This is a genomic window from Streptomyces catenulae, assembly GCF_000718015.1.
Lineage (GTDB): Bacteria > Actinomycetota > Actinomycetes > Streptomycetales > Streptomycetaceae > Streptomyces > Streptomyces catenulae.
On the sequence record NZ_JODY01000031.1, the window covers coordinates 26,363 to 41,027 of the forward strand.

The 14,665-nt window shown below is 67.7% G+C and carries 14 protein-coding genes; 1 reads left to right on the top strand and 13 read right to left on the bottom strand.

All coding sequences use genetic code 11. The features are described from left to right. Window positions 1-2: 2 nt before the first annotated feature. From IF23_RS0124030 to IF23_RS0124080, 10 genes are all read right to left on the bottom strand, one after another. On the bottom strand, window positions 3-1,754 hold the full coding sequence (locus IF23_RS0124030; protein WP_078654211.1) for a siphovirus ReqiPepy6 Gp37-like family protein: 1,752 nt from the start codon (window positions 1,752-1,754) through the stop codon (window positions 3-5). 1 nt (window position 1,755) lies between these two features. Next, complete coding sequence (locus IF23_RS0124035) at window positions 1,756-2,487, bottom strand: phage distal tail protein (protein WP_245655082.1); 732 nt, start codon at window positions 2,485-2,487, stop codon at window positions 1,756-1,758. 121 nt (window positions 2,488-2,608) lie between these two features. Continuing rightward, window positions 2,609-6,706 (bottom strand): phage tail protein, encoded by a 4,098-nt coding sequence (locus tag IF23_RS0124040; RefSeq protein ID WP_051739850.1) that lies wholly within the window; start codon window positions 6,704-6,706, stop codon window positions 2,609-2,611. A gap of 3 nt (window positions 6,707-6,709) precedes the next feature. Continuing rightward, on the bottom strand, window positions 6,710-7,033 hold the full coding sequence (locus IF23_RS0124045; protein ID WP_245655083.1) for a hypothetical protein: 324 nt from the start codon (window positions 7,031-7,033) through the stop codon (window positions 6,710-6,712). Between the two features lie 50 nt (window positions 7,034-7,083). Further along, window positions 7,084-7,422, bottom strand: coding sequence for a phage tail assembly protein (locus IF23_RS0124050; RefSeq protein ID WP_030287047.1), 339 nt, complete (start codon window positions 7,420-7,422; stop codon window positions 7,084-7,086). Window positions 7,423-7,514: 92 nt separating this feature from the next. Further along, window positions 7,515-8,273 (bottom strand): phage tail tube protein, encoded by a 759-nt coding sequence (locus tag IF23_RS0124055; protein WP_245655084.1) that lies wholly within the window; start codon window positions 8,271-8,273, stop codon window positions 7,515-7,517. A gap of 555 nt (window positions 8,274-8,828) precedes the next feature. Then, entirely contained in the window at window positions 8,829-9,212 is a 384-nt protein-coding gene (locus tag IF23_RS0124065) for a DUF5403 family protein (RefSeq protein ID WP_030287053.1), read from the bottom strand. Next, window positions 9,212-9,550: a phage head completion protein gene (locus tag IF23_RS0124070; RefSeq protein ID WP_078654212.1), complete on the bottom strand. Its 339-nt coding sequence runs from the start codon at window positions 9,548-9,550 to the stop codon at window positions 9,212-9,214. Before IF23_RS0124070 ends, IF23_RS0124065 begins: the two co-directional genes overlap by 1 nt. Then, a complete protein-coding gene (locus IF23_RS0124075; protein ID WP_030287063.1) occupies window positions 9,544-9,999 on the bottom strand; it encodes a hypothetical protein in 456 nt (151 codons plus the stop codon). Before IF23_RS0124075 ends, IF23_RS0124070 begins: the two co-directional genes overlap by 7 nt. Before the next feature lie 71 nt (window positions 10,000-10,070). Next, a complete protein-coding gene (locus tag IF23_RS0124080; RefSeq protein WP_051739851.1) occupies window positions 10,071-11,072 on the bottom strand; it encodes a hypothetical protein in 1,002 nt (333 codons plus the stop codon). Window positions 11,073-11,466: 394 nt separating this feature from the next. On the opposite strand from IF23_RS0124080, the gene IF23_RS35465 reads away from it, so the two are divergent. Continuing rightward, the gene (locus IF23_RS35465; protein WP_281180005.1) at window positions 11,467-11,595 is read left to right on the top strand and encodes a hypothetical protein; all 129 of its coding nucleotides are present in this window, start codon (window positions 11,467-11,469) and stop codon (window positions 11,593-11,595) included. Here the strand turns inward: IF23_RS35465 and IF23_RS0124090 are convergent. The 3 genes from IF23_RS0124090 to IF23_RS0124100 are packed head-to-tail and all read right to left on the bottom strand — an operon-like array spanning window position 11,592 to window position 14,637. After that, window positions 11,592-12,098 carry a hypothetical protein gene (locus tag IF23_RS0124090; protein ID WP_107127006.1) on the bottom strand — a complete coding sequence of 169 codons (507 nt, stop codon included), beginning with the start codon at window positions 12,096-12,098 and terminating at the stop codon, window positions 11,592-11,594. The genes IF23_RS35465 and IF23_RS0124090 overlap by 4 nt on opposite strands. After that, a complete protein-coding gene (locus IF23_RS0124095; RefSeq protein ID WP_030287069.1) occupies window positions 12,095-13,219 on the bottom strand; it encodes a VG15 protein in 1,125 nt (374 codons plus the stop codon). The genes IF23_RS0124090 and IF23_RS0124095 overlap by 4 nt, the downstream gene beginning before the upstream one ends. Further along, window positions 13,216-14,637 (bottom strand): phage portal protein, encoded by a 1,422-nt coding sequence (locus tag IF23_RS0124100; protein WP_245655091.1) that lies wholly within the window; start codon window positions 14,635-14,637, stop codon window positions 13,216-13,218. The genes IF23_RS0124095 and IF23_RS0124100 overlap by 4 nt, the downstream gene beginning before the upstream one ends. Between the last annotated feature and the right edge of the window lie 28 nt (window positions 14,638-14,665).

Here is a 14,665-nt window from a genome sequence, read left to right on the forward strand (position 1 = left end):
CATTACGCGAGGCCGGCCCAGAAGCGGTTGGGGCCGCCCTCGAAGGCGTTGAAGTCGAGCCGCGTCGGCAGGCCCGAAACGGACGAGACGGCCCCGAAGCGATGAACGTTGGTCAGGCCGAGGCGCCCCGGCGGTGCGGAGGCGGCGGAGTCGGCGACGAGGAGCGCGGGGCCATCGACGGGTTTCACCGTGTACCTGAAGAACCAGGCGACGTAGTAGATACCGGGTGACAACGTGACGCTCTCGGTCAGCCGGGCGCCGACGGTCGCACCGCCGACGTTGTGGACGCCGGGAAGCTTCTTCTCCCCGGACATGTCGCCGACCTGGGCCAGGCGCGTGCCCGTGGAGTCGTAGATCCCGGCGTTACTGCCGGAGAGGAGGCCGCCCGCGTATCCGAAGACGTGCCACACGATCTGCGAGACCGTCGTGGTCGTGTGGAGTGGGACGGCCGTGATCCGCAGGGAGCCGGACGAGGGGTAGACGAAGGAGGACATGCCCAGCCCGGGATCGAACGCCCAGGTCTTCAGGCCGAGATCGGCGGGCAGGAAGACATCGGGCGTCCGGGGGGCTGGGGCCACGGTAGGGGGAGACGCTTCCGCGCTCCGTTCAAGGGCGGAGACGCGGCGCTCTGTGCCCTGCGCACGCTTCGCGGTGGCGGTGCCGGGGTCGAGGTTGGCGGGGTCCCCGAGGAGAGCGCCGGTCTTGAACCCGTCGCTCCCAGCCTTGACGACGGTCCCGGTGACCGGTGCCGTCAGTTCGCGGCCACCCGCGATGACGGTCACGCGATCACCGAGGTTCCAGTCCACGCCGAATTCGGCCGCGGAATCCTCAACCGGCACTGCTTGCACCGTGGTTGAGGTGTGCCCCTCGTCCGCCAGGACCTCGTTGCCGGCCTGGGCGAGCTCGTCGAGGTCGTCGGTGTTGCGCTGGTCGACGAACCGCTCGATCCTCCGTCCCCAATCAGCCTCGGCATCCTCGGATGCGTCGCTGGAGACGGGGACGAACGTCCGGCCCTCTTGCTCTCCCTGGCCCGCGACGATGACGCGGGTGGCGCCGGGCGTGGAGACCGAGACGCGCTGGCCCGCGAGGGTGCCCGCGAGGACATCGAGTCGCACCTCCTTGGTGCGGTCAGCGAGCTGGTACGTCTCGAAGACGAGGCTGTCTGCGCGCTGGACGATGCGGAAGCCCAGGTCCGCCACGACCGCGATAGCGGTCAGCAGCTCACCCAGGGTCGGGAACCGCGCAGACTTGCTCACCACCGGCCCTCGTCCTCGGTCCGGCCCCATGACCAGACCCGCCCGGCGTCGGGCGGCCGGTGCCGCCGGTCCGCAATTCGCCGCGACGTAGGCGTGCATCAGCGTCTCGGCCGGTCCCGTCCGCTCGTCGTGTCTGGCTGACTGCGTCGTCACGTCGGGATTCGACGGCTCGGGCCAGGCCAACATGTCGAGCAGAGCCACCGAGTCCGAAACCCCGTCGAAGACGACCGACCCCCGCCGATCCTCCGGAGTGGCCGCGTACTCGAACGAGGTGACCGGCCCGGACATCAGCACGTCGGCGGGGCCGGTGATGATCAGCCCGGCGCCTGGCACTCGCAGAGCTTCGGTGAGCGGGTGCTCGGTGGGCAGGGTGAGTTTCCAGGAGCCGACGTTGTTGAAGGTGTCCTGGACTTCGAGCACGAGATCCTCGGGGCGGACCAGACCGACGCGGGTCAGCTTCTTGTCGCGGACCTCGACGGTGAGGTCATTCAGCTTCAGATCAGATCACCATCCATCGGCGCGGCCTCCACGAGCACACGACCTTGGAGGTCGCGGTGGTGTCGAGGAGACTGACGGTCGAGGTCGAGGTGCCGGGAGGCACGGTCCAGAAACGGGGGGCCGGCGCGAGGTCCGCGTACCGGTTCGCCCCGGCGCCGTCCTTCACCGTTCCGGCTCGAACGTCCACGACGAGCTTCTCCGCCGCTGAGAGCGTGCCGGTCCACCGGAGCGTCTCTCCAGCTGGTGAGGAAACGGTCAGGTCCCGACCGGGCCCGTACACCGTCCACGTGGGGTAGGCGTCGGCGTCACCGGCGTTGTCGAGTTGCACTTCGCCGATTGCCTGGCTGGCCGCGAGGGGCAGCGAGACGAGGGACGAGAGAAACGGCTGACTGCCAGGGTCTCCACCCACGGTCTGAGTGGAGACAGCCCCGGCGGTGAAGTACGGGTCGGGCGCCCGGAAGGTGAGGACGGTTTGCAGATCGTTGCCGCTGGGGAGATCGATGTCCCCGCCGCCCGTGCGGTACACGGGCGTTGTCCAGCGGGCCCCCTCATCGTCGACCAGGACGAGGGAGCACTCCCCGGCCACCGCCCGCGCGAGGCGGGAGACGAGCTGCCGGAGATGCCGCCTGTCCCGGCCCACGATGTCGAGGGGAACGTCGAGGTCCCGAGGGAGAACACGCTGTCCCCGGAACCGGGCGCCGTCCCCCGCACCTTCCAGCCACTGGGCGGACACAGAGGGCAGGCCGAGACCGGTCAACCCGGTCGTGGCCTGGAAACCGACGCCACCAGTCGCGACCCCGTTGAGATCGAGCGTGTCACGCTCGGTTTGCAGTAGGAGCGCAGTCAGCAGTCACTCACCACCCCATCATTCGTGCACGGCCGGTCGCGGCGAACAGCTCCTCCTGGGAGCTGAGCGACGCACCGGGAGCCGCGTAGTAGTTGAGAACCTTGGTCACCGCCCCGGGGGAACCTGCGCCGAGCCCGTGGGCGACGGCGGCCGAGACGGAGCGGGCGGCACCGGCGTAATCCGCCGCGCCGGGCCGGGCCGTGATGGCGTCCACGGCCTTCGCCACGCGGTCGGATTCGCCTTCGATGCCCCGGGCGAAGCCCTGGCCGACGAAAGAGCCGAGGGCGGCGAAGACGCGACTCGGGCTGTGGATGCCGAGGCTCTTCTTGATCGCCGCCACCATGGAGTCGGCGATCTTGAGCATCTGCTTCTCGATGGACGCCTGGTTCGCCTCAAGGCCCTTGACCAGGCCCTCGGCGATGGCGACGCCGTTGGCGTACATCGCGTCCGAGGCCGTCTTCCCCGCCTGCTTGCCGTACTTGGCGAGTTCCTCTTGCAGACGGTTGATCTCGGCGATGCCGTCCTTGCCGGCCGCCGCGATCGACTCGGCCGCAGAGAGGCCAGCCTCCGGCCCAGCACTGGCGATCTGGTCGATCGCCTCCTGATTCAGCCCCTGGGCCTTCAGATCGGCGAGAGCCACGGCGAATCGTTTCGCCTGTTCGACCGCCGTTTGCAGGCCGGTGACGATCCCCTGGAACGAGGAGTCCTCGAACCGGGTCACGTTGCCCGTGTCGACGATCTTGTCCGCCACGCGGGACGCGTAGTCCGCGGCCTCCTCACGGAGTCTGTCGAGCCTGTCGCGGGCCGCTTCGAGCTGCTTCGCCCCGCTGTCCCACTGGGCTGCGAGCTTCAGAAGCTGGGTGCGGTCCTTGTTGATCCGGTCCTTCAGCCCCTTGGAGGCGTTCGTGGGGATCTGCTCGGTGAGGTCGTTGAGCGCCGCCTTGACGCTGTCGAACTCCGACTCCAAGCCCTTGACCAGACCTTGGATGATCAGCCGCCCGGCGTCGTAGAGGAGCACGGCGTCCTTCGGAGCCGGGCCCTTCCAATCGGTCAGCTTGGAAGTCAGCTCGCCGAGCTTGTTCTTCACCGCACCGAACATCGACTTGATGCCGTCGATCAGGCCCCGGATCAGCGCCTTGCCCGCCCCGACGAGAGTCGAACCGAGATTGCTCAGCGCGTCCTTGGCCCGGCCCGGGAGCTGGCGGACGAAACCGATCGACGCGGTGATGCCGGTGGAGATGGCACGCCCGAGGGCGGACATCGCCCTGCTGGCCACGTCCTTGATCGCCGACCAGCCTGCGGAGAACAGGCTGCCGAGACGGGACATCATCGAACTGCCGAGGTTCGCGAGGAACGAGCCGAAGGAACTGAAGCCGGACTTGATCGCGTTCCACGCGGCCTCGCCGAACGCCTTCACGGCCTGCCACCCCGACTTGAACGCCGCGCCGACGGCCTTCAACCCCTTGCCAGCCGCGCCGAGGATGCCGACGCTGAGGAACGTCTTGAAGCCGCCGAGGATGGTGTCCCAGATGCCCTTGACGAAGCTCCAGATGCCGGACCAGAACTGCGACCAGCCCGCCTTCAGCGTCGAGAAGTTGCCGGTGAAAAGGCCCTCGATCAGGCCCCACGCCATCTTCAGGACGCCGACGATGGTGTCCCAGACACCCTTGACGATCTGAACGAGCCCCTCGAAGACGAGCGCGACGCCGTTGACAGCGTCGACCAGGCTGTTGGCCAGCAGCTCGACGATGAACTGGATGACCGGCACCAGCACCGGCATCAGGAAGTCGACGACCTTGAGCAGGGCGTCGAACACCGGCTGGAGCGCTTCGAGCAGCCGCTGAATCGCGTCAGCCAGCGGCGGAAGAACCGCCTGGATGACCTCGCTCAGCATCGGCAACAGCGGCTTGATGACCGCCGTGACGATCTGAAGCGCGACCTGGATGATCGGCTGGAGCGCCGTCAGCACCTGCTGGAGGGCCTCCGACAGGACCGGCAGGATCGGCGCCAGCGCGGACGCCAAGGTCGACACCAGCGGCGCGAGTGCCGAGAAGATCTGAGCGAAGAGCGCCGCGATGATCGGCAGGATCGGAGCGAGCGCGCCCACGAGCTGCCCGATGACGGGCGCCAACGCCGTGACGATCTGCCCGAACGCCTCGGCGATGACCGGCAGGACGCCGCTCAGCGACTGGAAGGCATCGCGCAGCGCCTCGCCGATCACCGGAACGAGCTGCGTCAGGGCCGGTGAGATGGCCTGGATCGCCTGCGTCAGCGCACCGCCGAGCAGCTGAATGAGCGGCGTGATCGACGGCGCCAGCGCCGTGAACGCGTTGGCCAGCGGAACGAGCGCGGCGGCGACCAGCGGGCCGAGCATCGCGGCGAACGTGCCGATCACCGTCATCAGCGCGCCGAGCGCCTGGCCCAGCGGGGCCATCGCCGGGGCGAGGGCCTCGACGGCGGTCTGAATGCCGTCGACCATCGCCTTGACGCCGTCGACCACCGCGGGCTGTGCCAGCGCCGAGGCGACCGCGTCCAAGGCGGTGCCGATGATCTCGCCGACCTGCGGGAGGAGCTCCGCAAGGAGGCTCCCGAACTCGGCGAAGAATCGTTTCACCGCCGGTCCCGACTGGGTGGCGATGGCGCTCATCGCCGTGTGGGCCGCGGCGAAGACGTCGGTCAGGCCAGCCTGGAACCCGGGGCTGTCCACCGTCTCGTGGATCTTGCCGAGCGTGTCGGCCAGCATCCCGAGCGAGGAACCGCCCGCAGCCTCGGCCGCCCTGGCGATGCCGGCGAGGATGCCGCCGACGTTCAGCAGAACTGAGCCGAGGTCCTTGAGGGACTGAATGCCCTCGTCGATCCAGCCCTTGAGCTTGCCGTTCCCCTCGGACGCCGTGAGGAAGTCGGAGAACCGCTGGCTGATGTTGACGAACCACTGCGCCAGGTCGGGCAGGTAGCTCGTGCCGACCTGGCCGAGGACGGCGATGATGTTCGCGAACGCGCTCGTGCCCGCCGTCGCGATGTTGATCGACGACGACAGATCGTTGAACATCTGGGCGAGTGCCGGATCGAGCGCGCCCTGAAGAGACGTGGCGAGACCGCCGAAGAACCCACCGAGCTGCGTGGCGGTCTTGGAGACCCCGGCCGTGAACTCCGGGAGGAGCTCGTCGACCATCGTGCGGATGGGCGCCGCAGCCCTCGCCCAGAAGTTCTCGGAGATCGTGTCCTGGAGCGCCGAGAGCTGAGTCTTGACCTCCGGCAGAACCTTGTTGAAGTCCTTGAACGCGGCGACCGTCGTACCGAGGCCGACCGCCATTCCGCCCAGCAGGCCGGGCAGGAGCAGGGCCGTCGCGCCGATCTGCGCGAGCGAACTGGACAGGGCGGCGAGGTTGCTCGCAGCCGACAGCCCCCAGCCCGCCAGGCCCGCGATGGCCAGGGACAGGCTGCCGATGATCGGCACGCTCTTGTCCAGGTTCTTGAGGGTGTTGCTGAGACGCTCGAAGATCCGGTTCAGCACGCGGGCGCCCGACAGTGCGGCCAGCGCGGTGGCGACCTTCGTCACGGCGGTGCTGTCCAACTTCGGGACGATCGGCACCGTACGCGGGCGCGTGAGCACCTGGAGGCGGGCGGAGATACGGGCCCCGGCCCCGTTGGGGATGTCGAGCTCGACCTTGATCTTCAGCGGACTGAGATCGTCGGCCCAGTCCTTGAGCTTGTGCTTGACGCGCTCGGCGGACTGCTCGTCGAGCTCCAGCTCGACCTTGCCGGTGGCCTTGAGGTCGTCAACCTTGAAGTCGATCTTCTGCGCGTTGGCGCGGTGCTGAAGATCGCGGGCTGCGTTCCGGACGGCGGTGGCCATCCCGGCGGTACTGATCGTGGTGTAGAAGCGGATCTTGCGCGCGTCGAGCTGCCGGTTCCGCTTGTTGATCTTCCGGATCTCCTCGACGAGTTCGCGCGAGAGGCCGGACACGTCGAGCGTCGCGGAGACCTTGATCTTGTCGAGCTGCTGCTCGACACGTTCGAGCTGACGCTCCGCCCGCCTGCGGAAGTCCGCTGTGTCGGGAAGGACCTTGACGGCGACACGACCGATGATCTGCCCTGTTGCCAAGGGCTACCTCCGTTGGAAGTGCTGGTAGAGCGCGGCCACGGAGGTGACCTGCTTGGTGGCCTTCGGCTTCGCCTTGGCCTCCGGGCGGGGGTATGACGGGATTTTCGGGGCCTTTCCCTTGCCGCCCCACTGGCCCGTGGCCCGCGTGTTCTGGTTCACCGCGTCGAAGATGTCGGCGGCCAGGTGGCGATCTGCGCCCCAGCCGAAGTGCTCCCTGCCGCCCGACGCGAGGGCGACGGTCAAGGAGGTGTCGGGCAGCCTCTGCACCAGGGCGAGGACCAACGTGGGCGAGGGCCCGCGACCTGCGATCACTTCGGCGAGGTCCACGCCGAAGTGGTACAGCAGATCCGGGTACAGGCCCTCGCCGTACTCGTCGATCAGGCGGCAGAGGCCGAGGCTTCCCCCACCTGGGTGCCCTTGCCGTACCGGTCGAAGATCTCCGCCAGGACGGCGAGGTCACCGTCCACGGCGTTCAGGAGGTCGTCGGCCGCGGTAGGCCGCTCGGCGACGAGACGGATGGCCTCGGACAGAAGCTCTTCCTGGTCGGCGCCCTCGCCGCCCATACGGTCCTGGAGCTGCGACAGCGCCGTGCGCTTCGCCTTCGGCAGCCGGAGCGGATTGAGGAGGCGAACGGTGTTGTCGCCGAGCTCGATGTCCGTACTGCTATACCGGGCCTCGGCGGCTGCGCGGATGGTGTCGAGGGAGAAAGATGCCATGGTGTGCTGACCTCCAGAAGTTGGGAGCGGACCGAAGGAGAGGCGCCCGGCGCGGCGGGGCCGCGTGCGCTCGCGCCGGGCTGAAGGCGAGGTCAGACGGCGGAGCCGGCCACCCAGTCCGAGCCGTCCCAGTGCGCCTTCGAGCTGTCGCCGAGCACGACGTGCTGGTCGGGGGCCCACGCGCTCGTCGGGGTGGCGATCACGGCACCCAGGGCGGAGAGGTCGACAGGGGCGACAGCTCCGGCCGGCGTGTAGGTGCCGGGCGCCCCTGCGGTGGCACCAGTCGCGACCGTGCCGCCGAGCGGCGTGACGGCGTACGTCCACGAATTGGTGCCGAGCGTCATCGGCTTCACACCGAGCGGCAGGCCGGCGAGACTTTCGGTGTCCGAAATCGACATGTCGTCGTTGCGGTAGATCTCCGCCTTCGGAGCGTAGAACGCAAAGTGATTCTCACCGTCAATGAAAATGGCGAGGAAGGCCGACTGCGTGGGAACCGGGTCGGCAGGAACACCCACCGAACCGTCCGGAAGAATAGGTGCGTTGGCGCCGAAGTAGAGCCGCAGCCCAGCCGTGTCGAACTGCTGAAGCGTGAAAGTCATTGTCTCCGTGCGGGCCGAATACTTCGTCCGGAGACTCTTGTTCTGGAGGGTGCCGATCGTGGTGGCCTCGCCGCCTTCAGAAGTGATGCCGAAGACATCCTCCAAGGAGGTATGGCCGACGTTCTGCCAAGGCGAGGTGGGCACCAGCAGGTCATCGGGCATGGCGGTACCGACCGGAGAAGTCAGGTAGTTGCCGGAGCCGACGACCAGGGTTGCGTTGTCGTTAAGCGCCAAAAAAGAAGTTTCCTTCATGCGGGCATGAAAAAAGGCCCGCGCCCCAGAGGGGCCGGGCCTTTCTCTGCTGTACTTAGTGGGGGAGGGGGTAAGGGCGAGTACGCGGTTTCCGGATCTGGATGTCGTAAACCGACTCGTACCGCCAGATCCCCGTGGGCAGATCGGCGTATTGCACAGGGCCCTGCGCTGTGGCCCAGTCCGGTGCACGGCGAGGCGAGGAGCTCACATCGACACGGGTTATGTGTCCCCGACCTGGGATGACTTGAGGGTTCAGCCAAGCGTTCCGCAAGGTGACGCGCACGGCCTCGGAGAGGATGGCCGCGTCCTCATCACCGTTCGGATCGGAGACCAAGACATTGACCGCCACTCGTGCCGAGTCCGTGAAACGCGTGTCGGCGGCCCATTGCCCAAAAGACGGATCACGGCGTACGAGCACCACGGGAAAAGTCTCGTGCTGGTCGATGAGAGACTTCACCCGAATCCCCGGGAGCCCCTTACGCAGGATGGCCAGCAAGAGGTCTTCGACTGGGGACAGTTCAGCGAGAGCCTTGATGTGCTCTGGTATTCCGGCCATTAGTCGACCTTCACCTTGCCCTTCCGCTTCTTGGACAAGTTCGATGCGGTGGCCAGGATGTAAAGACCATCCATCTCGGGGACGACATCAAGGAATTCATTTCCGTGCTTGTCCCTACGGACAACTACAGATGCCTTGCGGCCATATTCGATCGACAGGGCAGCCTTCTGGCCGCGATCGTCGGAGAGGATGACGTACTTATCGATCTTTCCCTCTTCGATGACGATCTCCGCGTGCCCGTCGGCGCGGTGCTGCTGGAGAATCTCCTCCGCACGCACAGCGATCTCGAAGGTGCGCGCGGCGACCTCCGCCTGTACGGCATCGTTGAGCGCGATGACCTTGGAGAGCTTCCTGCCACCCACGCTGCTGTAGACGGTCGCCATCAGGGCCGCTCCCGCAGGTCGATGCTCCAGTGGCGCGTGCGTCGGTCACCGTGGTGATAGGCGGGCGGGGAGGCGATGTCCCACTCGCGCCCGTTGTATTCCACGCGGGACCACAGGGAGACGTCGTCCACCGCAGCGTCCACGATCATCGTGGTCACGTTGATCTGCTGCTGACCGGGCACCTCCGCCCTGGACGACCGCTGAGGGATGAAGGCAGCCCTCACCTCGATCGGCCCGTCAGGCGAGGGCGTGATCACCGTGTTGCCTCGGTTATCGACGACTTCGACCGTTCGCCAGACGCGCGCCCTCTGACCACGGCGCCGCTGCACGCTCACCACGGGCTCGCCTCGTCGGCGAACAGGGGGAACGGGGCGCCGAGGTAGTCGACGGGGACCGTGGACCGCCCGGAGCGGAGCGTCGTGCCCCACGCCGAGACGGGGACGCTCGTGAGGCCGCGCCTGCGGCCGGCGAGTTCCTCCAGGAGCCGGATCTCCTCGCGCGTGAAGTAGACGCTGCCCGCGTCGCGGCCGTGCGCGTCGGACCAGGTCAGCGTCTCGTCTCCTGCGCGGCTCTGGGTGTAGCCGTTCGGATTGCGCAGGTACCTCGCCGCGGACTTCAGCACGAGCGTCTTCACCAGGCGCGGAACCGCAGCATCCGGCCACTCACGCCCGTAAGTCACCGCAAGGTCGGACGCATCCTCCAACGCGGCCTCGGCTATGCGGAGTTCATCGCTATCGAGCTCCCAGTCCAGGCGACCCTTGAGTTCGTCGAGCGTTGCGTATGCCACGCGTCGACCTCCTTTCGGGCAGGCCGAGCAGGGGCCGGCACACACGGCACCGGCCCCTGCAAGGCGGAGGATCAGGCGTTGGCGGGGTCGCCCTCCGGCTTCGGGCTGGTCGGAGCCCAGACCTTCGCGTCGGAGACACCCGTGATCTTGGCCAGCTCGGAGGCGGCCTCGGGGTACTCCGACTTGCCGTCCAGGGAGAGCTTGATGCCGCGTACGAAGTGCTCCTGCGAGCTGATGACTTCCTTCTCTGCGGCGTCGTCCCAGCCGACGAGAATGTCTGTCACCGACCGGAAGCCGTTGTAGACGTTCACGACCGAGCGGTCCTGGAGGTACATCGAGTCGTAGTCGCGAATCCAGCGCAGCGCGATGCCTTCGAAGCTGGTCGTCGCGCCGTACGGAACGGACTGCGGAACGGCTGGGGCGCCGGAAAGGAAGATGAACCCGCTGGACGCGAAAGCGTACGCGGCGTCGCTCGGAATCGTCTGGTCGACGACGATCCGGAAGCCGAATCGCTCGCCGAGGCTCGCGGTACGCAGCGCGGATTCTGCTTCCGAATCACCGACGTTCTGAGCCAGATTGAGCTTCTCGTCGTTCAGAAGAGCCGACTCGAAGTCGGAGCCGACGAGGAGATAGCGGCCCTCCTTCGGTGCGTGAAACGCGTTGAGGACCCTTCGCGCTTCGATAAGGGCCGACCGAAGGTTCTGCTCGGCGCCGCCGATGGACACCGCGTACTCCTGGCCTGTCAGGGTCTTCACCGCGCGACGCTGGAGTCCGCGGGAGACCGCCTTGACCTGCGGCCGGAGAAGCTTCGACCACTGGTCGATATCGAAATCGTTCTGCTCGTCGGTCAGCTTGACAGCTGAATAGCTATTGCCACCGAAGGAGACAGCGATCTTCCGCTCGCTGTACTCGTCAAACTGAATCGGCTGCGAGCGGTCGTTGCGCCACGCATAGTCGTGGAAGGGGAGGATTCCCTCAACCTTCATGGAGATCGTGTCGTTGTCGGCGCCCTTGAACCTGTCGATCCCCTGCTTTTGGAACAGGTTCGGGACGATCAGCTCCTGTTCGAGCATTCCGACTGCCGTATTGACGAGCTTCTGGGGCTTTACTACCTGGTGCTGGGGTGTGGAAATGGTGGTACCTCTATCTGAGCCCGACTACGGACTGTGGGGGTCTGGTTGCACAGCGGCCTGGGCGAGCGCTATCTTCGCGTCGTGCCTCCCCGCATCTCCTGGGGCACACACCGGCGCTACGTCCTGAGCGCACACGAGTAGAGCAGCAGGAGAGCGCGGCAAGAGCGAGCTGCGTAGGGCATCAGTATTCGGCGATAGGCCGTCTCCTGGTGCGCTACGCGCTGGGGGCGGCCCCGAGTGAAGGGGCGCGGCAATGAGTCCGCAGACACGCAAGAAGCTTTACGTATCAATGGTGTTGCTAACTTCCGCCGTCATTGGACTCAGTGCGGTCGCAATGGCTCTGGCAGCCCGCCGCCCTGTTTGGGAGAGCCTTCGGTACGGAGCGATGGCCTTCGCGGGCGGGTTCGCCATCGTCCTTGCGGTCGTCAAGACGCTGGGGCTCCTTGAGGACGCGGACGGCTAAAACCGCCGGGATCGCCGAGCGAGTGCTCGCGGGTCCATCTCTCCGTCGTCCTCGTCGGACGGATTCAGCCCACCGGCGAGAGCTGCTGGGGCTGTGGGGGCGAGGAGAGATCGCAGGGCCTTCGCGTCGGCCTCCAGCTCTTCGGCGGTGTCACCGCGCAGGCGGGAGGCGAACTCGTCGGGGAGCTCGAACCTCCGGGCGACGGAGCCGACGAGGACGGAGCGCTCCAGCTCGGCGTTCTTCGTCTTCACCTCGGCGAGCGCGGCCTCGAACTCCTCCGGCGACTTCGCTTCGGAGAGCTTCTCCTCGGCGTCGCGGAGACGCGTGCGGTACGAGGCGGCCTCGCCGCGGACCTTGGTCAGCTCCTTGCGCGCCCACTCGGGGAGGGCGCCCTCCGGGTTCTCGCCCGGGGTGTCGGCGGGCTGCTCCTCGCCGCTCGGCTCGGTGGTCTCCCCGGGGGCGGGGGTCTCGGTCGCGGGGGTGTTCTGCTCGGACAGGGTCACGCCTCCTGGGCTGTGCTCGGGGTGGGCCGCGCCTCCTGGGCTGCGGCTCTCTGCTTCTGGCGGATGAAGCGCCGCCAGGCGCTGACAGCGGACTTGCCGCTCAGGCCCTTGGTGACCTTGGGCCACAGGTCCGCGTACTCCCGGGACAACGCGGTCAGCTCCGAGCCCTGGAACTGCTGCCAGTTGAAGATCGGGGCCGCGTAGCAATGGCAGGTGTCGTGGTAGCGGTCGCCGTCCGCGAACGTGGCGGACTCGCGGGACTTGTAGACCGGACCCCGGCTGATCAGCATCGCGCACCAGCCGCACGGCGTTCCCGTACGGGACAGCCGGACGTACCCGAGGGAGCGGCGGTCACGCCGCATGTGGCTCCACGTCGTCGACCGACCGCCGTTCATCGCGACTCGACCGGCGGCGGCAGCCTGCTGGGCGCCCGCCTGGCGGTGAGCCTCGGCACGCTGCTGATCGGCGTTCTTCGCGGTCTGCTCGTCGTCGACCTGAGACAGTCGCCGGTCGAGGTTCTGCGTGCCGAGCGCATCCAGGACTGTGCGGAGTTCCTCCTCCGCCTCCCGCTCGATGCGCTCCTCTTCCTCGCGGAGCCCGTCGAGCTCCTCGACGAGCACCTTCTCCCAGTCGTCGTCTCCGTCGTCGAGCTCTGGACCGTCGTCGACCTTGGGCACCGCCTGGGTGCCCTGACCGGGAGGGCCGGATTCGTCATCACGGGCGGACGGGGCTTCCCCGGACTCGCCGGTCGCGGCCCCGCCCGCCTGTCTGTCGGCGGGAGAGTAGGAGCCGGCCAGTGCGGCGAACTCCCGCCGGAGGTCTCCGAGCGTGACGTGCGTCGGCTCGGGGTGGTACGGGTCGGCGACGGTGCGACCGGTCTGAAGAGCGCGGGCGAGCCGGTAGTAGGCCCGAGCGAGATCACGCGACATCCGCCGCCTCGACATCACCAGCGTGATCGCCCGCCGAAGCCACCCCGACGCCGCGGCCGCGCGCTGCGCGGCCGGCACCTCGTCCCACAAGGACAGGGCCTCGGCCGTGGTCTTCGCGCCGATCTGGCTCAGCGCGGCGTGGAACGCCACTGATGCCCGCTCGGTCTCCGCCCGCCGTGCCACACCAGTCATGCCGCAACCGCCGTGGAGGGGGCCGGGGAATCAGGGGTGGCACGGGTCAGCGCCGTGGCCAACTGGCCGACCGAGTCGTCCTCTTCGGCCTTCTGCTCCCAGTCCTCAAGCTCCGTCTGCGTCACGCCGGGTACCCGTCGCCACAGGCCGCGGGCGGGGATACCGAGCTGCTCGCGGAGCTTGCCGAGAGCGTCTGCGGCCTGGGCGAGGGACCGCGACTCCATGTCGCGCCAGATGACCTCGCCCGCGAAATCCCCTGCCGGGTGACCAGACAGCTCTGCGGCGAGCCGGAACACCCGCTCCCAGCATTCACCGAAAGCGGTCCGGAACTCCGCGATCTTGCGGCTCAGCGCGGTCTCGGCGGCGAGGAGTGCCTCGGCCGAAAGGTTCGCGATCTGCCCGAGGAGGTGGTGAGGTGGGGTCTGGCTGACGGCGGCGAGGTGGCGTATGGACATGTCCACGCTGTCGATGAATCCGCCGAGCGGGGTCTCGTCGAGGCTGCCGAACTTCACGTCCGGGTCCTCCGCGAAAAGGAACCTCTTCGCGTTGTGGTTGATCGGCAGGGGGATGGGGTTGCCCTGCTCGTCGTAGACGACCTCGCCTGTCTCCGGGTCGCGCTGGACGGGGGGCGCCATGCCGGTGGCTGTCCGCACCTTCACCGATGCGTAAGTTTGCGCGACCAAGAGATCAAAAATGGTCTGATTAATTCGATCTTGAAGAGCGATCATCGGCTCGATGACGCCGAGCGTCCGGCCCTCCAGGTCGACGAGCGAGGCGAACCGGGTCACCGGGCACTCCGACGAGCCATGCCGTCGCAGCCGGGCGACCGTGATGCTCTTCTCGTCATCAAGGCCGCGGAAGGTCACGGCGTACTCGTGCGCGGCATCCCACATCCGCGCCTTGCCGCGCCCATCGCCCGCAGGCCAGGCCGTGACCGTCAGTGCCGCGTGCGGGGTGTCGTCGTTCGCCGGGTCCTCGTACAGCGCGGCTGTCCGCAGCGCGGACAGCCCCTTCGTGTGGACCAGCCCGTCCTTGTCGTCCCGCTCGGTGACGGTGAAGGCGTGACCGTACGCCAGCGCGCCTCGGTACACGGCGGCCTGCCGGGCGTCGAGGCGTGACCTCTGCCAGTGCTCCCACTCCGGTGAGGATGTCTCGACCTCGGCGGGCAACCCGTCCTTGGCGCTTCCCGGACGGAACCCGTCGACGTACAGCGCCTGGGCCGGGGTGCCGACCAAGAGGGGCATCCAGTTCGAGACCGCGCGGCGCGCGAGGAGGCGGTATTCGTCGTCGGCCTGCGGTGGCATGTACGGGTCGGCGTGACGACCGTGGAGGTAGTCGTCGATTCTCTTCAGTCGACCGCCGTCCCTGTTCAAAACGGCGAGGAGCTGCCGCGCGAGCGCAGCAGGTGAAACGGGCACAACCAAGAACACACCTTGCTAAGAAATC